Origin of the sequence: Streptomyces flavalbus, from assembly GCF_042674625.1 — a bacterium.
GTDB lineage: Bacteria > Actinomycetota > Actinomycetes > Streptomycetales > Streptomycetaceae > Streptomyces > Streptomyces flavalbus.
Genome location: NZ_JBHTEB010000001.1, coordinates 5,389,806 through 5,412,615, shown reverse-complemented (window position 1 = coordinate 5,412,615; position 22,810 = coordinate 5,389,806). Strand labels below are relative to the sequence as shown.

At 70.5% G+C, this 22,810-nt stretch carries 20 protein-coding genes; all 20 read right to left on the bottom strand.

All coding sequences use genetic code 11. The annotated features are described in order from the left end of the window. Positions 1 to 4: 4 nt before the first annotated feature. Positions 5 to 1,612, bottom strand: a complete 1,608-nt coding sequence (gene atpA / locus ACFQZ6_RS24460; protein ID WP_381612477.1) for a F0F1 ATP synthase subunit alpha — start codon at positions 1,610 to 1,612, stop codon at positions 5 to 7. Between the two features lie 135 nt (positions 1,613 to 1,747). Further along, entirely contained in the window at positions 1,748 to 2,563 is an 816-nt protein-coding gene (locus ACFQZ6_RS24455) for a F0F1 ATP synthase subunit delta (protein ID WP_381612476.1), read from the bottom strand. After that, the gene (locus tag ACFQZ6_RS24450; protein WP_381612474.1) at positions 2,560 to 3,111 is read right to left on the bottom strand and encodes a F0F1 ATP synthase subunit B; all 552 of its coding nucleotides are present in this window, start codon (positions 3,109 to 3,111) and stop codon (positions 2,560 to 2,562) included. The genes ACFQZ6_RS24455 and ACFQZ6_RS24450 overlap by 4 nt, the downstream gene beginning before the upstream one ends. A gap of 42 nt (positions 3,112 to 3,153) precedes the next feature. Further along, positions 3,154 to 3,375 (bottom strand): ATP synthase F0 subunit C, encoded by a 222-nt coding sequence (gene atpE / locus ACFQZ6_RS24445; RefSeq protein ID WP_004925497.1) that lies wholly within the window; start codon positions 3,373 to 3,375, stop codon positions 3,154 to 3,156. 74 nt (positions 3,376 to 3,449) lie between these two features. Continuing rightward, positions 3,450 to 4,289 (bottom strand): F0F1 ATP synthase subunit A, encoded by an 840-nt coding sequence (gene atpB, locus ACFQZ6_RS24440; RefSeq protein WP_381612472.1) that lies wholly within the window; start codon positions 4,287 to 4,289, stop codon positions 3,450 to 3,452. 210 nt (positions 4,290 to 4,499) lie between these two features. Next, on the bottom strand, positions 4,500 to 4,913 hold the full coding sequence (locus ACFQZ6_RS24435) for a hypothetical protein (RefSeq protein WP_381612470.1): 414 nt from the start codon (positions 4,911 to 4,913) through the stop codon (positions 4,500 to 4,502). Between the two features lie 299 nt (positions 4,914 to 5,212). Next, entirely contained in the window at positions 5,213 to 6,508 is a 1,296-nt protein-coding gene (locus tag ACFQZ6_RS24430) for an MraY family glycosyltransferase (RefSeq protein WP_381612468.1), read from the bottom strand. 148 nt (positions 6,509 to 6,656) lie between these two features. Next, positions 6,657 to 7,928, bottom strand: a complete 1,272-nt coding sequence (locus ACFQZ6_RS24425; protein WP_381612467.1) for a serine hydroxymethyltransferase — start codon at positions 7,926 to 7,928, stop codon at positions 6,657 to 6,659. A gap of 80 nt (positions 7,929 to 8,008) precedes the next feature. Further along, positions 8,009 to 8,689, bottom strand: a complete 681-nt coding sequence (locus tag ACFQZ6_RS24420) for an arsenate reductase/protein-tyrosine-phosphatase family protein (protein ID WP_381612465.1) — start codon at positions 8,687 to 8,689, stop codon at positions 8,009 to 8,011. Further along, complete coding sequence (locus ACFQZ6_RS24415; protein WP_381612463.1) at positions 8,686 to 9,333, bottom strand: L-threonylcarbamoyladenylate synthase; 648 nt, start codon at positions 9,331 to 9,333, stop codon at positions 8,686 to 8,688. Before ACFQZ6_RS24415 ends, ACFQZ6_RS24420 begins: the two co-directional genes overlap by 4 nt. 60 nt (positions 9,334 to 9,393) lie before the next feature. Then, on the bottom strand, positions 9,394 to 10,239 hold the full coding sequence (prmC, locus tag ACFQZ6_RS24410; RefSeq protein ID WP_381612461.1) for a peptide chain release factor N(5)-glutamine methyltransferase: 846 nt from the start codon (positions 10,237 to 10,239) through the stop codon (positions 9,394 to 9,396). 36 nt (positions 10,240 to 10,275) lie between these two features. Further along, positions 10,276 to 11,343 (bottom strand): peptide chain release factor 1, encoded by a 1,068-nt coding sequence (gene prfA / locus ACFQZ6_RS24405; protein WP_381612460.1) that lies wholly within the window; start codon positions 11,341 to 11,343, stop codon positions 10,276 to 10,278. Between the two features lie 145 nt (positions 11,344 to 11,488). Then, positions 11,489 to 11,707 (bottom strand): 50S ribosomal protein L31, encoded by a 219-nt coding sequence (gene rpmE, locus ACFQZ6_RS24400; RefSeq protein WP_381612458.1) that lies wholly within the window; start codon positions 11,705 to 11,707, stop codon positions 11,489 to 11,491. Between the two features lie 151 nt (positions 11,708 to 11,858). Continuing rightward, on the bottom strand, positions 11,859 to 12,998 hold the full coding sequence (locus ACFQZ6_RS24395; protein ID WP_381612456.1) for an LCP family protein: 1,140 nt from the start codon (positions 12,996 to 12,998) through the stop codon (positions 11,859 to 11,861). A gap of 222 nt (positions 12,999 to 13,220) precedes the next feature. Beyond that, entirely contained in the window at positions 13,221 to 14,990 is a 1,770-nt protein-coding gene (locus ACFQZ6_RS24390) for a trypsin-like serine protease (protein ID WP_381612454.1), read from the bottom strand. 106 nt (positions 14,991 to 15,096) lie between these two features. Further along, positions 15,097 to 17,139, bottom strand: coding sequence for a transcription termination factor Rho (gene rho, locus ACFQZ6_RS24385; protein ID WP_381612452.1), 2,043 nt, complete (start codon positions 17,137 to 17,139; stop codon positions 15,097 to 15,099). 406 nt (positions 17,140 to 17,545) lie between these two features. Further along, positions 17,546 to 18,544: a homoserine kinase gene (gene thrB, locus ACFQZ6_RS24380; RefSeq protein ID WP_381612450.1), complete on the bottom strand. Its 999-nt coding sequence runs from the start codon at positions 18,542 to 18,544 to the stop codon at positions 17,546 to 17,548. Positions 18,545 to 18,874: 330 nt separating this feature from the next. Further along, entirely contained in the window at positions 18,875 to 19,933 is a 1,059-nt protein-coding gene (gene thrC / locus ACFQZ6_RS24375; protein ID WP_381612448.1) for a threonine synthase, read from the bottom strand. Positions 19,934 to 19,939: 6 nt separating this feature from the next. Next, entirely contained in the window at positions 19,940 to 21,232 is a 1,293-nt protein-coding gene (locus ACFQZ6_RS24370; protein WP_381612446.1) for a homoserine dehydrogenase, read from the bottom strand. A 143-nt stretch (positions 21,233 to 21,375) separates the two neighbouring features. After that, the gene (gene lysA / locus ACFQZ6_RS24365; protein WP_381612444.1) at positions 21,376 to 22,767 is read right to left on the bottom strand and encodes a diaminopimelate decarboxylase; all 1,392 of its coding nucleotides are present in this window, start codon (positions 22,765 to 22,767) and stop codon (positions 21,376 to 21,378) included. Positions 22,768 to 22,810: the final 43 nt, after the last annotated feature.

Sequence of the window (22,810 nt, the reverse complement as noted above, 5' to 3'; positions counted from 1 at the left end):
TACGTCACTTGGAGGCGCTGGTCGCCTTCGGACCCGTCGTGGTGTCCTCGCCGAGCAGCTTGCCGTCCGAGGTCTCGAACTGCTTCTTGAACTCCGCGACGGCGTCCGCGATGGCCTGGATGGTGTCGTCGGACATCTTGGCGCCCTCCTTGATGGAGGTCATGAGGCCCTGCTCCTTGCGGTGCAGGTACTCCAGCAGCTCCTTCTCGAAGCGGCGCACGTCGGCGACGGGCACCTCGTCCATCTTGCCGTTGGTGCCGGCCCAGATGGAGACGACCTGGTCCTCGGTGGCCATCGGCTCGTACTGCGCCTGCTTCAGCAGCTCGACCATGCGCTGGCCGCGCTCGAGCTGCGCCTTCGACGCGGAGTCCAGGTCGGAACCGAAGGCGGCGAACGCCTCCAGCTCACGGAACTGGGCGAGGTCCACGCGGAGACGGCCGGACACCTGGCGCATCGCCTTGTGCTGGGCGGAGCCACCGACGCGGGAGACCGAGATACCGACGTTCAGGGCCGGACGCTGACCGGCGTTGAACAGGTCGGACTCCAGGAAGCACTGGCCGTCGGTGATGGAGATGACGTTGGTCGGGATGAACGCCGAGACGTCGTTGGCCTTGGTCTCGACGATCGGCAGACCGGTCATCGAACCGGCACCCATGTCGTCGGAGAGCTTGGCGCAGCGCTCAAGGAGACGGGAGTGCAGGTAGAAGACGTCACCCGGGTAGGCCTCACGGCCCGGCGGGCGGCGCAGCAGCAGCGACACGGCGCGGTAGGCGTCGGCCTGCTTCGACAGGTCGTCGAAGATGATCAGGACGTGCTTGCCCTCGTACATCCACTGCTGGCCGATGGCCGAGCCGGTGTAGGGGGCGAGGTACTTGAAGCCGGCCGGGTCGGACGCCGGGGCGGCGACGATGGTCGTGTACTCCAGCGCGCCGTTCTCCTCCAGCGCGCGGCGGACCGACGCGATGGTGGAGCCCTTCTGGCCGATGGCGACGTAGATGCAGCGGACCTGCTTCTTCGGGTCGCCGGTGCGCCAGTTGTCACGCTGGTTGATGATCGTGTCGACGGCCAGGGCGGTCTTGCCGGTCTGGCGGTCGCCGATGATGAGCTGGCGCTGACCACGGCCGATCGGGGTCATGGCGTCGACGGCCTTGTAGCCGGTCTCCATCGGCTCGTGCACCGACTTGCGCTGCATGACCGTGGGAGCCTGCAGCTCCAGGGCGCGGCGACCGCTGGTCTCGATCTCGCCGAGGCCGTCGATCGGGTTGCCGAGCGGGTCGACGACGCGGCCGAGGTAGCCCTCGCCCACCGCGACGGAGAGGACCTCGCCGGTGCGGGTGACCGGCTGACCCTCCTCGATGCCGCTGAACTCACCGAGGACGATGGCGCCGATCTCGCGCTCTTCCAGGTTGAGCGCGAGGCCGAGGGTGCCGTCCTCGAACTTCAGCAGTTCGTTGGCCATGGCCGAGGGCAGACCCTCGACCTTCGCGATGCCGTCGCCGGCAAGGGTGACCGTACCGACCTCCTCGCGCGAGGCCGCGTCCGGCTTGTACGACTGGACGAAGGTCTCCAGTGCGTCCCGGATCTCCTCCGGCCGGATCGTGAGCTCCGCCATCTGGGTTCCCTGCTCTCCTTGTTGGGCCCGAAGTTTCACTTGGGGGGAATGGGGACTCCCCCCGTTAAGAGGTGAATCCTCTGCACGGCCCAACCAGGGCCGTAGGTACGTACTACGTGTTCAGTTGCTGGTCGGCTAACCGGCCAGTCGGCGCTCGGCGTCCTCAAGCCGGTCCGCGAGGGAGCCGTTGATGACCTCGTCACCGACCTGCACCCGGATGCCCCCGACGACCGCCGGGTCCACTTCCAGGTTGAGGTGCATCTGACGGCCGTAGAGCTTGGCGAGGGCGGCGCCGAGGCGCTGCTTCTGGCCGTCGCTCAGCGGCACCGCCGAGGTGACGACGGCGACCACGCGGTCCCGGCGGTCGGCGGCGAGCTTGGACAGGGACTCCAGTCCCGCTTCCAGGCTACGTCCCCGCGGCGCGGTCACAAGACGCGTCACCAGACGCTCCGTGGCCTGCGCGGCACGGCCGCCGAGCAGGCTGCGCAGCAGCTCGCCCTTGGCCGCGGTGGTGGCCTTGCGGTCGGTCAGCGCGGCGCGCAGCCCGGTGTTCGAGGCGACGATCCGGCCGAACCGGAACAGCTCGTCCTCGACGTCGTCGAGCGTGCCCGCCCGCTGGGCGGCGGTGAGGTCGGCGGTGTTCGCCAGTTCCTCCAGCGCGTCCACCAGGTCGCGGGACTGCGACCAGCGGGCGCGGACCATGCCGGACACCAGGTCGGCGGCGGACCCGCCGATCTGACCGCCGAGCAGGCGCTGGACCAGGTCGGCCTTGGCCTCTCCGGACTGCGCCGGGTCGGTCAGGACCCGACGCAGCGACACCTCGCGGTCGAGCAGCGCGGTGACGGCGGCCAGCTCGTCGGCGAGGGCGCCGGCGTCCACGGACGTGGCGTCCGTCAGCGCGTCGAGACGCTCGCGTGCGGCTGCCAGGGCCTCGCGGCTCGCTCCGTTCATCGAGACGCCTCGGCCTTCTCCTCAAGTTCGTCGAGGAAGCGGTCGATCACGCGGCTCTGGCGGGCGTGGTCCTCAAGGGACTCGCCGACCAGCTTTCCGGCCAGGTCGGTGGCGAGCTTGCCGACGTCCTGGCGCAGCGCGGAGGCGGCGGCCTTGCGGTCGGCCTCGATCTGGGCGTGGCCGGCGGCGACGATCTCCTCGCGCTGACGCTGGCCCTCGGCCCGCATCTCCGCGATGAGCGCGGCACCCTGCTCCTGCGCCTCCTGGCGCAGGCGCGCGGCCTCGTGCCGGGCCTCGGCGAGCTGGGCCTTGTACTGCTCAAGGACGCTCTGGGCCTCGGTCTGCGCGGCCTCGGCCTTCTCGATACCGCCCTCGATGGCCTCGCGACGCTCTTCCAGGACCTTGTTGATGGTCGGAAGGAGCTTCTTGGCGAGGAAGCCGAAGACGATGACGAAAGCGATGAGGCCGATGACAACTTCCGGCCACGGCGGAATGAGGGGATTCTCCTTCTCCCCCTCAGCCGCCAGGAAAACCAGGGCGGATGTCACATCAGTGCCTTTCGTCGAAAGGGTCGGTCGTCAGGGCTCGTCTTAGTAGACGAACGGCATGACGAGACCGATCAGGGCGAGCGCCTCACAGAAGGCGAAGCCCAGGATCTGGTTGGCACGGATCAGGCCGGCGGCCTCGGGCTGGCGGGCGAGGGCCTGGGTGCCGTTACCGAAGATGATGCCAACGCCGACGCCCGGGCCGATGGCCGCGAGACCGTAACCGACGGAACCGAGGTCACCGGTGACAGCAGCAAGGTTGGACATGCCAGTTCTTCCTTCTCTTTACGGACCGGTGGGGGTTGGCCACCGGACGAGTGCGGGGTGGAGATGCGGGGTGCTCAGTGGTGCTCGGCGAGCGCGCCCTGGATGAAGGTGCAGGTCAGCAGGACGAAGACGTACGCCTGGACGGCCTGGATGAAGAGTTCGAAGGCGGTCATGATGATGACCATCACGAACGAGACCCCGGCGTACGCGATGCCGATGCCGTTCAGCATGTACCAGGAGGCGATGGTGAACAGCAGCAGCAGGGTGTGACCCGCGAACATGTTGGCGAAGAGCCGGACCGCGTGCGTGAACGGGCGGACCAGCAGGTTCGAGAAGAACTCGATGGTCATGGCCAGCGGCAGCACCGGGCCGAGCGACTTGTCGTAGCCGGTGAAGTTCTTGAGGGCACCGACGAAGCCGTGGCGCTTGAAGGTCAGGGAGACCCAGGTGATGTAGACGATCAGGGCCAGGATGGCCGGGTAGGCGATGATCGACGTCACCGGGAACGCGGCGACCGGGACGATCGACCAGAGGTTCATCATCCAGATGAAGAAGAACAGGGAGACGGCGAGCGGTACGTACTTCTCGCCTTCCTTCTTGCCGATCGTCTCGTAGACGATGCCGCGGCGTACGAAGTCGTACCCGGCCTCGGCGACCATCTGGAGCTTGCCCGGGACGACCTTCGGCCGGGCGAACGCGGCCCAGAAGAAGCCGACCACGATGATCGAGCCGAGCAGCGCGAGCAGCATCGGCTTGTTGAAGTAGAAGCCGTTGCCGTCGGCGTCTCCCAGGAGCGGCTCGAAGAGGAAAGAGTGCAGGCCCGGAGCCGGGAAGCCACACCCGTCGAAGAGGTGGCAGTCGGTCTCGAAGGCGAGCACCTGCGTCGGGTCAGCACTCACCGCGGGCTCCTTCATCGTGGCGCATGGAAACGGCAACCTCGTTGTGTCGGCGCGGCGCGGGGCCGCGGTTCGGCACGGGACTGGTGTTACGGATGTGGGGGCGGCTGTGGGGCATCTCGCCTCGCGATTGAGCAGGCGTCAGCTCGGATGCCCGCGCCCGCGATGCCGCAGTTGGCACCGGACGATAGCAGGATCTCTCATGCGCCTTTATCCCGGCCCTACCCCTCACGACGAGTGCCCCGACTTGTCGGGCTCGACGTAGAGGATCTTGGACTTCATGTGCGCCCGCGTCTGCGCGGCGATCCACGCGAGGGTGGCGGCGACCAGCGTGAGCGCGAAGGCCCTGGGGTGGAAGAGCGTGGTGTTCTTGAACGCGGCGACGAAGACGAACAGCAGCAGAATTTGTGCCGCGTAGAGCATCAGGCCCATCGCCTGGAAAAGGTGCGGAAGCGATTTGGCGGTGCGCTGGAGAACATAGAGACCGATTCCCATGAACAGGGTCACGATCACGGTCGCGACGACCGCCCCGATTGCCCCCTTGCCACCGGCGACCACTCCGCTGACCACGGCGGCGACCGCGCCGACGGCGGCTGTGGGCACAGCGGCCTGAGCGAGGATCCGGGCGTCATTGGACGGCATGGCGGCAACTCCGCTTTCACAAAAGGGGGCAGGGTGTCGTCATGGACGAGCGTAGTCCCGGGCTGAGAGCGAACCTCACACCAATGGACCCTCGCACTAGGGTCCTTCGGCTCTATCCGGGGGTTCTCGTGAACGGTATCACAAACTATTTGATGAGGTCTTTACCTGAGCGTGTGCTCACTGTCACACATGAGAGTGAAAGCGCGCGCCTGAGCAAGAACCCAGCCGACTTGTCTGGTATTGGGATGCTTTGCTCCCCCATCACAGCCCCACGGGTTGGCAATGCTTTAGTCAGATTCTTACCTTCGGTGTCCCACGGCGGTCGCGCCGTTGACCCGTGACGCCCCGGCCGCCACCGGCTCACGCGGCTCCTCCCGCGCGGCCACCGGCTCGGCCGCCTCCTCCACCGCCACCGCGAGGGCGCGACGGCGGCGCCGGTAGCGCGGCGGCACGAACCGCTCCGCCCACCGCGGGGCGCGCGGCGTGAAGCGCGGCAGCAGGAGCAGGATCAGCCCGATCGCGCTGAGGAAGACCACACCCAGCACGATCCACATCGACGCCGAGTTCACCGAGTAGGCCAGCGCCCCGAAGGCGATCAGCGCCGACCAGAAGTACATGATCAGCACCGCCCGGCTGTGCGAGTGCCCGATCTCCAGCAGCCGGTGGTGCAGGTGCCCCCGGTCCGCCGCGAACGGCGACTGACCGCGCCAGGTGCGCCGGACGATCGCCAGCACCAGGTCGGCAGCCGGGATCGCGATGATCGTCAGCGGCATCACCAGCGGGATGTAGACCGGCACCATCTGGTGCACCGCGTTGCGCTCGGAGCCGGAGAACAGCTTCATCACGTCGGGGTCGATCTGCCCCGTCACCGAGATCGCGCCGGCGGCCAGCACCAGCCCGATCAGCATCGACCCGGAGTCGCCCATGAAGATCCGCGCCGGGTGCATGTTGTGCGGCAGGAAGCCCAGGCACATGCCCATCAGGATCACCGCGAACAGCGTCGCCGGGGCGGCGGCCTCGATGTTGTAGCCGTACCAGATCCGGTAGGCGTACAGGAAGAACGCGCACGCGGCGATGCACACCATGCCCGCCGCGAGGCCGTCCAGGCCGTCGACGAAGTTCACCGCGTTGATGGTGATCACCACCAGCGCGACCGTGAGCAGCGTGCCCTGCCACTGGGTCAGCGCGACCGTCCCGACACCGGGGACCGGCAGCCACAGGATCGTCAGACCCTGCACCACCATCACACCGGCCGCGATCATCTGCCCGCCCAGCTTGATCAGGGCGTCGATCTCGAACTTGTCGTCCAGCACCCCGATCAGCCAGATCAGCGCCGCCCCGGAGAGCAGCGCCCGCGGTTCGTTCGACTTCTCGAAGACCTCGTTGAGGTTGGTCAGGTGGTCGGCGACCAGCAGACCCGCGCACAGCCCGAAGAACATGGCGATCCCGCCGAGGCGCGGAGTCGGCTCCCGGTGCACGTCCCGGGCCCGGATCTCCGGCATCGCCCCCGCCACGATCGCGAACTTGCGTACCGGCCCGGTCAGCAGATACGTCACCGCGGCCGTGACGCAGAGCGTCAGCAGGTATTCACGCACGGGCTTCCCCACAGGTCTCGCTGGCCATCTCAGCCCACACCCTAGCGACGGACTCGTCCGTGACGCATATACGTAGGGACTTCCGGGTAGCGACGATGGTTGCACGCCAGGCTGTGCGAGCGGTGCCGTGGGTGCCGCCTACCCCCGCTCAGGCGGGATACGACGCCGGATGGGCCGCCGGATACGGCGGGAAGCCCAGCGTCAGCTCCCGCACCTCGCCCCTGGCCCGCGCCCCGTCCACCTCCCCCCGCACCACCGCCGCGAGGAGCGCGGCGATCCGGCCCATCTCGGCCTCCCGCATCCCCTGCGTGGTCACCGCCGCCGTGCCCAGCCGCAGCCCGCGTGCGTCGCCGTGCGGCAGGGCGCAGCAGTCCAGCACCAGCCCGGCCGCGGCGAGCAGGTTCCGCGCGGTGCGGCCGTCGGCGCCGAGCGGCGTCGGGTCGGCGGTGATCAGGTGGGTGTCGGTGCCGCCGGTGGTGACGACGAGCCCCTCGGCGGCCAGCCCCGCCGCCAGCACCCGGGCGTTGGCGACCACCTGGTGCGCGTACGCCGCGAAGTCCGCCGTGGCGGCCTCGCCGAACGCGACGGCCTTGGCGGCGATGGTGTGCATCTGCGCGCCGCCCTGGGTGAACGGGAACACCGCCCGGTCCACCCGCTCGGCCAGCTCGCTCCCGCACAGCACCATCCCGCCGCGCGGCCCGCGCAGCACCTTGTGCGTGGTGGCGCAGACGATGTCCGCGTACGGCACCGGACTGGGCGCCGCTCCCCCGGCGACCAGCCCCATCGGGTGCGCGGCGTCCGCGATCAGATAGGCGCCGACCTCGTCGGCGACCTCGCGGAAGAAGGCGTAGTCGAGGTGGCGCGGGTAGGCGATGGACCCGCACACGATCGCCTTCGGCCGCCGGGTCCGCGCCAGCGTCCGCACCTGGTCGTGGTCGACGAGCCCGGTCTCGGCGTCGACGCCGTAGCCGACGAAGTCGAACCAGCGCCCGGAGAAGTTCGCGGGCGACCCGTGCGTGAGGTGCCCGCCGTACGGCAGCCCCAGCGCGAGGACGGTGTCCCCGGGCCTCAGCAGCGCCGCGTACGCCGCCAGCACCGCCGACGAGCCCGAGTGCGACTGCACGTTCGCGTGCTCCGCCCCGAACAGCGCCCTCGCCCGGTCCACCGCCAGCCGCTCGGCGACGTCGACGACCTCGCAGCCCCCGTGGTGCCGGGCCCCCGGATACCCCTCCGCGTACTTGTTGGCGAGCGCCGAGCCGAGCGCCGCCAGCACGGCCGGGGACGTGAAGTTCTCCGCGGCGCTCAACTGGAGCGTGGTCGACTGCCGCGCCAGCTCCCCGAGCAGCACGTCCGCGAGCTGGGGGTCCTGCCGACGCAGCACCTCGGCGGCATCGACGGTGGGGGCGGGGGTGACCGACATGGTGGACTCCCGGGGCGTCTGCGGTGACCTATGCCCCAAATGTAGGCCCCTGACGGGGCCGCCGCCCGGCGGTCAGGGCCCTAGGTTCGCGCGGGGACCCCGGTCAGCGCCGTCACCACCGGATCCAGCGCCTCGTGTATCTCGTCCCCGATGGACCGGAAGAACGGCAGCGGCGCCCCGTACGGGTCGTACACCTCGTCCGCCTCGGCGGTGGGCGCGAGGAGCCACCCCCGCAGCGCCGCCGCCGCCCGCACCAGGGCGCGGGCGCGGATCACCACCCCGTCGTCCAGCGGCGGCAGCGTCGCCGGGTCGATGGCCTTCACCAGCCGGGTGAACTCCTTCAGCGTGAACGTCCGCAGCCCCGCCGAGTGCCCCATCGAGATCACCTGCGCCCGGTGGTCCCGCGTGGCCGTCAGCACCAGGTCGGCCCGGATGACGTGCTCGTCCAGCAGCTCACGCCCGGTGAACCCGGACGCGTCCGCGCCGAAGTCGGCCAGCACCGTCTCGGCGTTGGCCTCCATGGGCGCGCCCTCGTGGCCCCAGGTGCCCGCGCTCTCCACGATCAGCCCGCCGCCCAGGATGCCGAGCCGCTCCTTGACGAAATGACGGGTCAGCCGCTCGGTGATGGGCGAGCGGCAGACGTTTCCGGTGCTGACGTGGAGGATGCGGAAGGTGTCGCGCGGCAGCCCCACGAACGTCGTCGTGATCTCCGCCGCGCTCTCCCCGTTGCCTATGCCACGCCCCGACCCAGGGGCGGTCAATTGGCCACCTCGAGGTCGGGTACGACCTTCCGCAACTCCTCCGGCGACAGCGCGCCCTCCCGCAGCAGCACCGGCACCTGGCCGGTGACGTCGACGATGGAGGACGGCACGATGCCCGGCGTCGGACCGCCGTCGAGGTAGACGGAGACGGAGTCGCCGAGCATCTGCTGGGCGGCGTCGCAGTCCTCCGGCGCCGGGTGCCCGGTCAGGTTGGCGGAGGAGACCGCCATCGGGCCGACCTCGGTGAGCAGCTCGATGGCGACGGGGTGCAGCGGCATCCGCACGGCGACCGTGCCGCGGGTGTCACCGAGGTCCCACTGGAGGGACGGCTGGTGCTTGGCGACCAGCGTCAGCGCACCCGGCCAGAACGCGTCGACCAGCTCCCAGGCCAGCTCGGAGAAGTCGGTGACCAGGCCGTGCAGGGTGTTCGGGGAGCCGATGAGGACGGGCGTGGGCATGGTGCGGCCCCGTCCCTTGGCGGCGAGCAGGTCGGCGACGCCCTCCGAGGAGAAGGCGTCGGCGCCGATGCCGTACACGGTGTCGGTCGGGAGGACCACCAGCTCGCCACGGCGGACGGCGGACGCGGCCTCGCGCAGACCCGTCACGCGGTCGGTCGCGTCGTTGGTGTCGTATCGCCGTGCCATATCAGCGGGCCTCCTCGTACACGAAGTACACGTACTGCGGGATGGAGTGGTTCGGGGCGGTCACGGCAGCGCCTTGCGCGCGGTGGCGAAACGCGGCCGGTTGTTCAGGTCGGGGTGGTCGGCCGCGTCGGTCCAGCCGCGGTCCTCGGCGAAGATCCACGGCACCTGCCCGCCCTGGGTGTCGGCGTGCTCGACGACGACGAGCCCGCCGGGCCGCAGCAGCCGGTGCGCGGTGCGCTCCAGGCCGCGGATCAGGTCGAGGCCGTCCTCGCCGGAGAACAGCGCCAGCTCGGGATCGTGGTCACGCGCCTCGGGCGCCACGTACTCCCACTCCGTGAGCGGGATGTACGGCGGGTTGGAGATGACCAGGTCCACCTGGCCGTCGAGGTCGGGGAACGCGGTCAGGGCGTCGCCGTGGCGCAGGTCGACCCTGGACCCCTCCATGTTCTTGCGGGTCCACGGCAGCGCCTCCTCCGACAGCTCCACGGCGTGCACGCGGGAGCGCGGCACCTCCTGCGCCATGGCGAGGGCGATGGCGCCGGAGCCGGTGCACAGGTCGACGATGCACGGCTCGACGACGTCCATGGCCCGGACGGCGTCTATCGCCCAGCCGACTACCGACTCCGTCTCCGGCCGGGGCACGAACACCCCCGGCCCCACCTGGAGTTCCAGGTAGCGGAAGTAGGCGCGGCCGGTGATGTGCTGGAGCGGTTCGCGGGCCTCGCGGCGGGCGACGACCTCCCAGTACCGGGCGTCGAAGTCCGCGTCCCGGACGGTGTGCAGCTCGCCGCGCTTGACGCCGTGCACGAACGCGGCGAGTTCCTCCGCGTCGGTGCGCGGCGAGGGCACGCCGGCGTCGGCCAGCCGCTGGGTGGCCTGCGCCACCTCCGCGAGCAGCAGGTTCACGCTGGTCCTCCGAGCTGTCCGAGCTGTCGTGGGAAATTACGCGGCGGCGAGCTTGGCGGCCGAGTCCGCGTCGACGCACGCCTGGATCACCGCGTCGAGGTCGCCGTCCAGGACCTGGTCCAGGTTGTACGCCTTGAAGCCGACGCGGTGGTCCGAGATGCGGTTCTCCGGGAAGTTGTAGGTGCGGATCTTCTCGGAGCGGTCGACGGTGCGGACCTGGCTGCGGCGGGCGTCGGCGGCTTCCCGCTCCGCCTCCTCCTGCGCCATGGCGAGCAGCCTGGACCGCAGGATACGCAGGGCCTGCTCCTTGTTCTGGAGCTGGCTCTTCTCGTTCTGGCAGGAGGCGACGACCCCGGTCGGGAGGTGCGTGATGCGCACCGCGGAGTCGGTGGTGTTCACCGACTGCCCGCCGGGCCCGGAGGACCGGTAGACGTCGATCCGCAGGTCGTTGGGGTTGATCTCGACGTCCACCTCCTCGGCCTCGGGGGTGACCAGCACACCGGCGGCGGAGGTGTGGATGCGGCCCTGCGACTCGGTGGCGGGCACCCGCTGCACGCGGTGCACCCCGCCCTCGTACTTCAGCCGCGCCCACACGCCGTGCCCCGGCTCGGTCTGCCCGCGGGTCTTCACGGCGACCTGGACGTCCTTGTAGCCGCCCAGCTCGGACTCGGTGGCGTCGATGATCTCGGTCTTCCAGCCGACCCGCTCGGCGTACCGCAGGTACATGCGCAGCAGGTCACCGGCGAACAGGGCGGACTCGTCGCCGCCCGCGCCCGCCTTGATCTCCAGGATCACGTCCTTGTCGTCGCTGGGGTCGCGCGGGACGAGCAGCAGGCGCAGCTTCTCGGTCAGCTCCTCGCGGTGCTTCTCCAGCTCCTTGACCTCGGCGGCGAACTCCGGGTCGTCCGCGCCGAGTTCGCGCGCGGTCTCGATGTCGTCGCCGGTCTGCTTCCAGGAGCGGTAGGTGGCGACGATCGGGGTCAGCTCTGCGTAGCGCTTGTTGAGCTTGCGCGCGTTGGCCTGGTCGGCGTGGACCGACGGATCGGCGAGCTGCTTCTCCAGATCGGCGTGCTCGGCGACGAGGTCGTCAACGGCCTCGAACATCTTGGGCTCCTGAGATGACGGACGTACGACGGTAAGACGGGCGAGGCGCCCCACGGAGGGGTCCGGGCGGCGCGACCAAAAACGCCGGTCCCCGGCGCGCCCCCGGGGTGCGGGGGCGCTGCCGTGGACCGGCGCTGGCGGCTCGCTACTTCTTGCCGGCGGCCTTGCCGAAGCGGGCCTCGAAGCGGGCCACACGGCCACCGGTGTCGAGGATCTTCTGCTTGCCCGTGTAGAACGGGTGGCACTCGGAGCAGACCTCGGCACGGATGGTGCCGCTCTGGATCGTGCTGCGAGTGGTGAACGACGCGCCACAGGTGCAGCTGACCTGCGTCTCGACGTACTCGGGGTGGATGTCGCGCTTCAAGGTGTCTCCTAGGTTTCGGGAGGGCGCCGGGTCGCTGCCGCGGGGTGCGGGGGCGTGAACCGGAGCCGACGTACCAGTCTGCCAGGACTGGGGCCATCCCCCAAAACCGGGGGTTGCGCTGGTCTATTCCCGCGCGGGCCGCCCGGGGTCCTCAGGGGGCGCTGACCACGCCCTTGGCCTCGCCGGTCGCCGTGCCCTCGGTGGCCGACTCGGGGATGGGCCGGTCCTTCTTCAGGGCCTTCCACACCCGGTCCGCCTGCTTCTCCGCGATGATGACGCGGTTGGGGTCGGCGGGGTCGTACTGGACCGGCATGGTGACCATGGTCATGTCGTCGGGGCCGATGCCCTTGAGGCTGCTGGCGAAGGACATCAGGGAGTTCACCGAGCCCAGGTCGGAGTCGGCGGTGACGGCCTTGGTGGCGGTGTCCGCGAGGTCGTAGAGCTTCTTGGGGCTGGTGAACAGGCCGACGTCCTTGATCTGGTCGACCAGGGCCTTGAGGAACGCCTGCTGGAGCTGGATGCGGCCGAGGTCGGAGCCGTCCCCGACGCCGTGCCGGGTGCGGACCAGGCCGAGCGCCTGCTCGCCGGTGAGCTGGTGCGTCCCGGCCCTGAGGTCGAGGTGGCTCTCGGGGTCCTGGATGTCCTCGGTGGTGGTGACCCTGACGCCGCCGAGTTCGTCGACGAGCTTCTGGAAGCCGCTGAAGTCGACCTCCAGGTAGTGGTCCATGCGGATGCCGGTGAGCGACTCGACGGTCTTCACGGCGCAGGCGGCGCCGCCGGTGGAGTAGGCGCTGTTGAACATCACGCCGGACGCGGCGGGGTGCTCGCCGCCGTCGGTGTCGGTGCAGGCGGGCCGGTCGATGATGGTGTCGCGGGGTACGGAGACCACGCTGGCCTCCTTGTGGCCCTCGTGGACGTGCACGATCATCGCGGTGTCGGAGCGTGCGGTGCCGTCGTCGGTGCCGCCGCCTAGCTTGTCGTTGCCGCCGGAGCGGGTGTCGGAGCCGAGGACGAGGATGTTCTGGGAGCCGTCGTCGACCTTCTCGGGCCGGTCGGCGCCGAGGGCGTGGTCGATGTCGACGCTCTCCAGGTTGCCGTTGAGCTTGAGGTAGACGTACCCGGCCCCGGTGCCGCCGAGGACGACGACGCCCGCCGCGGCCCAGGCGGCGACGAGGACGCCCGTACGGCGTCTGCCGCGGGGTCTGCGACGGCGGCCCCGGGCCCGGTGGCGCGGGCCGGTGGGGCCGGGGGTGCCCGGTATGCCGGTTCCCGGCGTGCTCTCGGCAGCCATGTGCTCCTCAGCTCTCGTCCGGTCGGTTACCCCCTGCGATGAGGCGCGGACATGGTCGGTGGCCCGTGCGGGCCGCTCCCACCATGGTCCCTCTGGGGCCGAGACGGGGAAACCGGAGACAGGGTCGCACAACGCGCTGTGCCCACCGCCGGGGCGATGGGCACGCTGCGTAGTCGTACGGGGGCCCGGAGCACCGGGCCTCACCTGGGGCTTTCGTGACCGTCAGCCCCAGATGTCGTATCCCTGGTAGCCGGTGCCGACGTTGATCCGTGTGGCGAAGATCTCGCTGGTGGCCTTGCCGGTGCCCTTGTAGAGGTAGAGCGTGCCACCGGGGGTGCGGGCGAGCAGGTCGGCGCGGCCGTCGCCGTTGATGTCACCGACGGCGTCGAGCTTGTCGTAGCCGGTGGTGCTCCAGGTGCGCACCTTGACCCGGGACGAGAAGGGCGAGGTGGCGGAGCCGGTGCCCTTGTAGAGGTACACGTAGCCGTTGCTGCGGGTGCGCGCGATCAGGTCGGTGTGCCCGTCGCCGGTGAGGTCACCGTGGCCGACGATGGCGTCGTACTGCTTCCAGCCGGTGCCGCCGACCGCGACGCGGCCCGAGAAGGAGCCGGTGCCGGTGCCCTTGTAGACCCACATCTGGCCGGTGGAGTCGACGCACAGCAGGTCGGGCAGGTAGTCGCCGGTGACGTCGCCGGGCGCGCTGATGCGGGTGCGGCTCTTCCAGTCGTCGCGGATCTTGGTGGTGGCCCAGGAGCCGCTGGCGGGCACCCAGTGCAGCCAGAACACGTCGCCGTCCGAGACGCGCCGGACGATCAGGTCCTGGTAGCCGTCCCGGTCGAAGTCGGTCTGCAGGACGGTGTTGAAGCCCTTGAAGCTGCCCCAGGACTGCCGGGCGCCGAACGAGGTGCCCTGGGAGTCCTTCTCGTAGCCGGTGTAGGTGGAGCCGCTGCGCACCCACAGGTCGGCCCGGTGGTCACCGCTGAGGTTGGTGTCGTCGACGCGCGGGTAGGTGGCGCCGACGTACGTCCTGACCTTGCTGAAGACGCTGTAGGCGCCCTGCGCGACACAGTCCGTCACGCCCCAGGAGACGACGCCCACGATGCGGTTGTTCACGACGAGCGGGCCGCCGGAGTCGCCGTTGCAGGGGCTCGTGGTGCCGGTGTCGCTGCCGGTGGCGGGGTTGCCCGCGCAGACCATGTGGCCCTTGACGAAGTCGGCGCCGTAGAAGCCGGAGCAGGTGGTGTCGGACTGGATCGGGAGCGTGGCCACCTTCAGGGCCTGGGAGATGTCCTGGGAGGTGGAGCTGGTGCGGCCCCAGCCGTAGACCTTGGCCTGCGTCCCGGCGGCGTAGGACGCCGTGTCGCTGGCCGTCGTCATCCGGATCGGGGTGGCCTTTACCGGGTTGGGCAGGGTGAGCACCGCGATGTCGTTGTCGATGGTGCGGGCGCTGTAGGACGGGTGGCTCCACTGCCGCCAGACGCCGCTGACGGTCCCGCCGTACAGGTCGTCGTCGGCGAGCTGCGCGGTGCCGGTGACGACCGCGCCGTTGGCGTACCAGTCGTAGCCCTGCACGCAGTGGGCGGCGGTGAGGATCTTCGTCGGGGCGACGACGGCGCCGCCGCAGAAGAAACCGAAGTCGTTCGCCTCGTCGTAGTACCAGAGCTGGGCCATCCACGGCGCGCTCGTGATGCTGGTGGTGGTACCACCGATGATCTTCGCGTCGACACCGCTGGAGGCGCTGTAGGAGGACTTGGCGGCCTCCCCCGCGGTGTCGTCGCTGGCCGCGGCCCCGGCGACGCGCTGCTTCAGCTCGTCGAGCGAGGGAGAGGCGTGCTGCGTCACGGCGGGCGGGCTGGGCTCCGCGGGGGTCGCGCTGGCGGACGAGGTCAGCAGCGCGGCGGCGACGGCTGCCGCGACACCGGCGGCGGCGACGGGCAGGCCGAACCGTATCCGGCGTCTGCGCCGACCGCCCCCGGACATGGGTGTACCCATGGAAGTCCCCCCTAGGGATCACGAGTTCGAGGAAGACCGTGATCCTACCCCTGGACGCGGAAAGGGCCGCCCCGGAGGGCGGCCCTTTCCTTCACGCGTGCCGTTCTCAGTCGCCGTTGCCGGGCGTCGGCGTCGTCTTCTGGATCTGCATCAGGAACTCGACGTTCGACTTGGTCTGCTTCATCTTGTCCAGCAGCAGCTCGATGGCCTGCTGCTGGTCGAGCGCGTGCAGCACCCGGCGCAGCTTCCATACGATGCCCAGTTCCTCGGCGCCCAGCAGGATCTCTTCCTTACGGGTGCCGGAGGCGTCCACGTCGACCGCCGGGAAGATGCGCTTGTCGGCGAGCTTCCGGTCGAGCTTCAGCTCCATGTTGCCGGTGCCCTTGAACTCCTCGAAGATCACCTCGTCCATGCGGGACCCGGTGTCCACCAGGGCGGTGGCGAGGATGGTCAGCGAGCCGCCGTCCTCGATGTTGCGGGCCGCGCCGAAGAAGCGCTTCGGGGGGTACAGGGCGGTCGAGTCGACACCACCGGAGAGGATGCGGCCCGAGGCGGGCGCGGCCAGGTTGTAGGCGCGGCCCAGACGGGTGATCGAGTCCAGCAGGACGACCACGTCGTGGCCCAGCTCCACCAGCCGCTTGGCCCGCTCGATGGCGAGTTCGGCGACCGTGGTGTGGTCCTCGGCCGGGCGGTCGAAGGTCGAGGAGATGACCTCGCCCTTGACCGACCGCTGCATGTCGGTGACCTCTTCCGGACGCTCGTCGACGAGGACGACCATCAGGTGGCACTCGGGGTTGTTGTGGGTGATCGCGTTGGCGATCGCCTGCATGATCATGGTCTTGCCGGTCTTCGGCGGGGCCACGATCAGACCGCGCTGGCCCTTACCGATCGGCGACACGAGGTCGATGATGCGGGTGGTCAGCACGCCCGGGTCGGTCTCCAGGCGGAGCCGGTCCTGCGGGTACAGCGGGGTCAGCTTGTTGAACTCCGGGCGGCCACGGCCGTGTTCGGGCGCCATGCCGTTGACGGAGTCCAGGCGGACCAGCGCGTTGAACTTCTCGCGCCGCTCGCCCTCCTTGGGCTGCCGCACGGCACCGGTCACGTGGTCGCCCTTGCGCAGGCCGTTCTTGCGGACCTGGGCGAGGGAGACGTACACGTCGTTCGGACCGGGCAGGTAGCCGGACGTACGGATGAAGGCGTAGTTGTCGAGGATGTCCAGGATGCCCGCGACCGGGATCAGGACGTCGTCCTCGGTGATCTGCGGCTCCTGCACCTCGTCGCGGCCACGGCGGCCACGGCGGTCGCGGTAGCGGCCACGGCGGCCCCGGCGGCCACCCTCGAAGTCGTCGTCATCCTGCTGCTGACCGCGGTCCTGACGACCACCGCCCTGCTGCTGGCCCTGCTGCTGGCCGCCGCGCTGCTGGTCGTCGCCCTTGCGGCGGTCACCCCGGTCCCCGCGGTCACCACGGTCGCCGCGGTCCCGGTCCCGGCCGCGCTCGCGGCGGTCACGGCGGCGGCCCTCGCCACCGTCCCCGGCGTCGCCCCTGGCCTCGCCCTGCTGGGCCTGGCCCTGCTGCTGGGCGTGTGCGGGCGTCTCGGCCTTCGGCTCGGCCTTGGCCTCGGCGGTGACCGTCTCGGGGCTGCCCGCCTCGGCGGTGGCACGGCGACGGCGGCGCTCGGCGGGGGCCTCGTCGCGGGAGGTGTCCCCGGCGGGCTGGCCCGGGATCTCGATCTGCTGCTGGGCCACGGCCTGCTCGGCCTTGGCGGCGGCGGGCTTCTCGGCGGGGGCCTCGGTGGCCGTCTCGGCCTTCTTCCCGGCCTTCTCCGCGCCGTCGCCGGTACGGGTCCGCGCGGTGGCCCGGCGCTTCGGCTTGGTCTCGGTGGCGGTGTCGGCGGCCTTGGCCGGGGCGCCGCCGGACGCCTGCGCCTCCTTGATGACCTCGATCAGCTGGCTCTTGCGCATCCGCGCGGTGCCCCTGATGCCGAGGCCGGATGCGACCTGTTGCAGCTCGGCCAGCACCATGCCCTCAAGGCCGGTACCGCGGCGCCGCCGGGAGCCGGCACCGGTGGCAGGCGCGGAGGCGTCCGTGGCGGGCGCGGCAGCGGTCTCCTCGACACGTGCGCCCATCAGATCGGTGGTGTCGCTCACGAAGGGTCCTTCCCTGGAGCGGACGTCGGCCTGTCTGGCTCGGCGACCGGTTGTGCTGTCCGGCTAGGTCCTCGCTGTGTGGACCATGCCGGGGCGGTGGTCCGCCAAAGAGGCGGAAGAGATATCTGGTGATGGCGCAACCTCGACGAGCCGTGGCACCCAGTGTCACGTGGCGTGGTCGCACCGGTTCCGGAGCGTGCCCGCAGATCCGCTCAGTGTCGACGTACGACGTACTGCCCGCGTACGAGGTACAGAACACAGTGCGGCTTGGGGAGCTCCCGGAAGAATGTCTGTCCCGGACGGGGACACGAGGCACCTCGCCATGGTGGGGTCGGGTGCAGACTTGAGGTTAACACTACCGGATCCAACAAACATTCCCCCTCTCGAAATCCGGCAACCGCCCGCTTTATTTGCCGGGGCTGGCTTCACCGGCCGCGCCACGGCCGCTGTCAGCGTCGGCGTTCTCGCTGGTGGCACCGGTTTTTGTGCTGGTCGCGAGCGGCAGCACGCTCGCGCCCTCGATATCGAGCCCGAGCCGGTTGGCGGCCCAGCCCGATCCGGCCAGCGCCTCGACCTTGTCGGCGCTGTCCGCGTCCGCCAGCGCCATCACGGTGGGTCCGGCGCCGGAGATCACCGCCGGGATGCCGTCGGCGCGCAGCCGCTCCACCAGCGCGGCGCTCTCCGGCATGGCGGGGGCGCGGTACTCCTGGTGGAGACGGTCCTCGGTGGCGGGCAGCAGCAGCTCGGGGCGCCTGGTGAGGGCCTCGACGAGCAGGGCGGCACGGCCCGCGTTGGTGGCGGCGTCGACGTGCGGGACGGTGCGCGGGAGCAGTCCGCGCGCGGTCTCGGTGAGGACCGGCTTCCCGGGTACGAAAACCACCGGAACGATGGAATCGGCGGGCTCCATCCTGATCGCCCGCGCGGCGCCCGCCTCCATCCAGGACAGGGTGAAGCCGCCGAGCAGACAGGCGGCGACGTTGTCGGGGTGGCCCTCGATCTCGGTGGCCAGCTCCAGCAGGGCGGCGTCGTCGAGGCGGGCCTCGCCGCCTATGGTCACGGCGCGGGCGGCGACGATCCCGGCGCAGATGGCGGCGGAGGAGGAGCCGAGGCCCCGGCCGTGCGGGATGCGGTTGGCGCAGACGATCTCCAGGCCGCGGGGCTGGCCGCCGAGGAGGTCGAAGGCGGTGCGCAGGGAGCGGACGAGGAGGTGGCTCTCGTCGCGCGGGAGGGTCTCGCTGCCCTCGCCCGCGATGTCGATGTGCAGCCCGGAGTCGGCCACCCGGACGACCACGTCGTCGTACAAGCCCAGCGCGAGGCCGAGGGCGTCGAAGCCCGGACCGAGGTTGGCGCTGGTGGCGGGGACGCGCACCCGGACGGCGGCGGCGCGGAACGCTGGACCGGCCATCGCTCGCTGACTCTCCTTGCGCTGCGTGATTGTCGAAGACATTCGAAGTCGATACGTACGGGAATCCCGGCCCTCGACGAGCCGGCCCTCGGGCCGCTCGGCACCGTGCCCTCGACGGGCATATGCGGGAGGCGGGTTCAGTACAGCTTATCGAAGGAAGGTTCTGTGGCGACATAGGGCGCACAGGAGGCGCACGATGCGTGTCGTAAGCCCCCTGTGCCCCCTCCGTAGGGATTGACCTCGGTGGACGTGTTTCCCGCCCACGGGAGGTTTACACCAGTCGCCCGGGGTACCCGGCCCGGCTCGGTGTGCGCCGGGTACCCGCCGGGCTCAGGCCAGGCCCAGGCGTTCGGCCGCCGTCGCCGCGTCGACGGGGACGGTGACGGGCTGCGGGGCGCCCGCGACGGCCCAGTCGGGGTCCTTGAGGCCGTTGCCGGTGACCGTGCACACGATGCGCTGGCCGGGGTCGACCTTGCCCTGCTCGGCGGCCTTCAGCAGGCCCGCGACGGACGCGGCGGAGGCGGGCTCCACGAAGACGCCCTCCTGTGCGGCCAACAGCCGGTAGGCGCGCAGGATCTCACGGTCCGTCACCTCGTCGATGAACCCGCCGGACTCGTCACGGGCGGCGAGCGCGTACTGCCAGGAGGCCGGGTTGCCGATGCGGATGGCGGTGGCGATCGTCGACGGGTCCTTGACGACCTCACCGCGCACGATGGGCGCGGAGCCGGACGCCTGGAACCCCCACATGCGCGGGGTCCGCGTGGCGACGCCGTCGGCGGCGTACTCCGTGTAGCCCTTCCAGTAGGCGGTGATGTTGCCCGCGTTGCCGACGGGCAGGACGTGGATGTCGGGGGCGTCGCCGAGCATGTCGACGATCTCGAAGGCGGCGGTCTTCTGCCCCTCGATCCGTACCGGGTTGACCGAGTTGACCAGCGCCACGGGGTAGTTCTCGCTCAGTCCGCGCGCGAGCGTCAGACAGTCGTCGAAGTTCCCGTCGACCTGGAGGATCTTCGCGCCGTGGACGAGGGCCTGCCCCATCTTGCCGAGGGCGATCTTGCCCTGCGGCACGAGGACGGCCGAGACCATCCCCGCGCGCACGGCGTACGCCGCGGCGGAGGCGGAGGTGTTGCCGGTGGAGGCGCAGATGACGGCCTTCGCGCCCTCCTCCTTGGCCTTGCTGATGGCCATGGTCATGCCGCGGTCCTTGAAGGACCCGGTGGGGTTGGCGCCCTCCACCTTGAGGTGGACCTCGCAGCCCGTGCGCTCGGAGAGCACCTGCGCGGGCACGAGGGGCGTGCCGCCCTCACGGAGCGTCACGACCGGCGTGGTGTCGGAGACGGGCAGCCGGTCCCGGTACTCCTCGATGATTCCGCGCCACTGGTGGGTCATTGCTGGTTACTCTCCTTCAACCCGCATGATGCTGGCGACACCCCGCACGGTGTCGAGCTTGCGCAACGCCTCGACGGTCCCGGTGAGGGAGGCGTCGGACGCGCGATGGGTGACGACGACGAGGGACGCCTCGCCGTCCTTGCCCTGCTGACGGACGGTGTCGATCGACACCCCGTGCTCGGCGAACACGGTGGCCACCTGGGCGAGCACACCGGGTTTGTCCGCCACGTCCAGACTGATGTGGTACCGCGTGACGACCTCGCCCATCGACGACACCGGCAGCGCGGCGTACGCCGACTCACCGGGCCCGGTGGCGCCGTTGAGCCGGTTGCGGCAGACGGCGACGAGGTCCCCGAGCACCGCGGAGGCGGTGGGGCTGCCGCCCGCGCCGGGCCCGTAGAACATCAGCTGCCCGGCGGCGTCCGACTCCACGAACACGGCGTTGTACGCGCCGCGCACGGAGGCGAGCGGATGCGTGAGCGGGATCATCGCCGGGTGCACGCGCGCGGTCACCGACCCCCCGTCCTCGGCCCGCTCGCAGATGGCGAGCAGCTTGATGGTGCACCCCATCTCCCGCGCGGAGGCGAAGTCGGAGGCGGTCACCTCGGTCATGCCCTCGCGGTAGACGTCGTCCAGGCGCACGCGCGTGTGGAAGGCGATCCCGGCGAGGATGGCGGCCTTGGCGGCGGCGTCGAAGCCCTCGACGTCGGCGGTCGGGTCGGCCTCGGCGTACCCGAGCGCGGTGGCCTCGTCGAGGGCCTCCTGGTAGCCCGCCCCCGTGGAGTCCATCTTGTCGAGGATGAAGTTGGTGGTGCCGTTGACGATCCCGAGCACCCGGTTGACCTTGTCGCCCGCGAGGGACTCGCGCAGCGGCCGGATCAGCGGGATGGCACCGGCGACGGCGGCCTCGTAGTACAGGTCCCGCCCGTGCTGCTCGGCGGCGGCGTGCAGGTCGGCGCCTTCCTGGGCGAGCAGCGCCTTGTTGGCGGAGACGACGGAGGCGCCGTGCTCGAAGGCGGTGGTGATGAGCCCACGGGCGGGCTCGATGCCCCCGATGACCTCCACCACGACGTCGATGTCCCCGCGTTTGACGAGGGCGGTGGCGTCGGTGGTGATCAGCTCGGGGGCGATCCCCGCACGCGCCTTCCCGGCCCGCCGTACGGCGACCCCGGCCAGCTCCACGGGCGCCCCGATCCGGGCGGCGAGGTCGTCGGCGTGCGTCGTCATGATGCGCGCCACCTCTGAGCCGACAACCCCACAGCCCAGCAGCGCCACCTTCAGCGGACGCGTACGCATCATCCGACCTCGTTTCCTCATACCGTCTACGGTCGCTCCAGTCTCACTCACCGGACCGGAGTTTCTGTGCTTGGTCCGGATCGTGAGACATTGATTTCATTTCCATGGAACGGAAGAACCGAAGATCTTCCGCCCCCTAGCCGGATCTACCCGACGTCGAGACGCAGGAGGTCCTCCTCCGTCTCCCGACGCACGATGACCCGCGCATCCCCGTCCCGCACGGCCACCACCGGCGGTCGCAGCACGTGGTTGTAGTTGCTGGCCATGGACCGGCAGTAGGCCCCGGTCGCCGGTACGGCGATCAGGTCGCCCGGCGCCAGGTCCTCGGGCAGGAACGCGTCCCGGACCACGATGTCGCCGCTCTCACAGTGCTTGCCGACGACACGCGAGAGCATCGGCGGGGCGTCGGAGGCACGGGAGACGAGCGCGACGCTGTACTCGGCGTCGTAGAGCGCGGTGCGGATGTTGTCCGACATGCCCCCGTCGACGGAGACGTAGGTGCGCAGCCCGTCGAGCGGCTTGACGGTGCCGACCTCGTAGAGGGTGAAGGCGGTGGGCCCGACGATGGCCCGACCGGGCTCGACGGAGATCCGAGGCGTCCGCAGCTTCGCACTCTCGCACTCACGCGTGACGATCTCACTCAACGCCTTGGCGATCTCATGCGGCTCGCGAGGATCATCATCGCTGGTGTACGCGATCCCGAGCCCACCCCCGAGATCGATCTCGGGCAGCTCGACCCCGTGCTCGTCCCGAATCTCCTTCAAGAGCCCCACGACCCGGTGGGCGGCGACCTCGAACCCGGACATGTCGAAGATCTGCGACCCGATGTGCGAGTGGATCCCGATCAGCTCAAGCCCGTCGAGCCGCAGCGCCCGCCGCACGGCCTCGGCGGCCTGCCCCCCGGCCAGCGGAATCCCGAACTTCTGGTCTTCATGGGCGGTGGCGATGAACTCATGCGTATGCGCCTCGACCCCCACCGTGATCCGGATCTGCACCCGCTGCCGCTTACCGAGCGACTCGGCGATGTGCGCGACCCGCACGATCTCCTGGAAGGAGTCGAGCACGATCCGCCCCACCCCGGCCGTCACGGCGCGCGTGATCTCCTCGACGGACTTGTTGTTCCCGTGGAAGGCGATGCGCTCGGCGGGCATCCCGGCGGAGAGGGCGGTGGCCAGCTCCCCCCCGGAACACACGTCCAGATTGAGCCCCTCCTCGTCCAGCCACCGCACGACGGCCCGCGACAGGAACGCCTTACCGGCGTAGAAGACGTCGGCGTCCGGCCCGAAGGCGGTCCGCCAGGCGCGGGCGCGGGACCGGAAGTCGGCCTCGTCGAGGATGTAGGCGGGGGTGCCGAACTCCTCGGCCAGCGCGGTCACGTCGACACCGCCGACGCTCAGCACCCCCTCCGGGGTCCGCGTGACGGTCTCGGCCCACACCTTGGGGTCGAGGGAGTTGAGGTCGGCGGGCGGCGCGGAGTAGTGCCCTTCGGGCAGGACGTCGGCGTGCCGGGGCCCGGCGGGGTGTGCGGAACGGCTCATGTCTTCGCTGGCTCTCTCGCTGGCTCGTCAGCCCGTGGACCGC

Bases quoted from the DNA above. Each gene is read 5' to 3' on its own strand.
- ACFQZ6_RS24390 (WP_381612454.1), bottom strand. From the start codon at position 14,990: ATGGGTACACCCATGTCCGGGGGCGGTCGGCGCAGACGCCGGATACGG.
- ACFQZ6_RS24435 (WP_381612470.1), bottom strand. From the start codon at position 4,913: ATGCCGTCCAATGACGCCCGGATCCTCGCTCAGGCCGCTGTGCCCACA.
- ACFQZ6_RS24425 (WP_381612467.1), bottom strand. From the start codon at position 7,928: ATGTCGGTCACCCCCGCCCCCACCGTCGATGCCGCCGAGGTGCTGCGT.
- ACFQZ6_RS24415 (WP_381612463.1), bottom strand. From the start codon at position 9,333: ATGGCACGGCGATACGACACCAACGACGCGACCGACCGCGTGACGGGT.
- prfA (WP_381612460.1), bottom strand. From the start codon at position 11,343: ATGTTCGAGGCCGTTGACGACCTCGTCGCCGAGCACGCCGATCTGGAG.
- thrB (WP_381612450.1), bottom strand. From the start codon at position 18,544: ATGGCCGGTCCAGCGTTCCGCGCCGCCGCCGTCCGGGTGCGCGTCCCC.
- atpE (WP_004925497.1), bottom strand. From the start codon at position 3,375: ATGTCCAACCTTGCTGCTGTCACCGGTGACCTCGGTTCCGTCGGTTAC.
- ACFQZ6_RS24370 (WP_381612446.1), bottom strand. From the start codon at position 21,232: ATGATGCGTACGCGTCCGCTGAAGGTGGCGCTGCTGGGCTGTGGGGTT.
- ACFQZ6_RS24455 (WP_381612476.1), bottom strand. From the start codon at position 2,563: ATGAACGGAGCGAGCCGCGAGGCCCTGGCAGCCGCACGCGAGCGTCTC.
- atpB (WP_381612472.1), bottom strand. From the start codon at position 4,289: ATGAAGGAGCCCGCGGTGAGTGCTGACCCGACGCAGGTGCTCGCCTTC.
- thrC (WP_381612448.1), bottom strand. From the start codon at position 19,933: ATGACCCACCAGTGGCGCGGAATCATCGAGGAGTACCGGGACCGGCTG.
- lysA (WP_381612444.1), bottom strand. From the start codon at position 22,767: ATGAGCCGTTCCGCACACCCCGCCGGGCCCCGGCACGCCGACGTCCTG.
- ACFQZ6_RS24395 (WP_381612456.1), bottom strand. From the start codon at position 12,998: ATGGCTGCCGAGAGCACGCCGGGAACCGGCATACCGGGCACCCCCGGC.
- atpA (WP_381612477.1), bottom strand. From the start codon at position 1,612: ATGGCGGAGCTCACGATCCGGCCGGAGGAGATCCGGGACGCACTGGAG.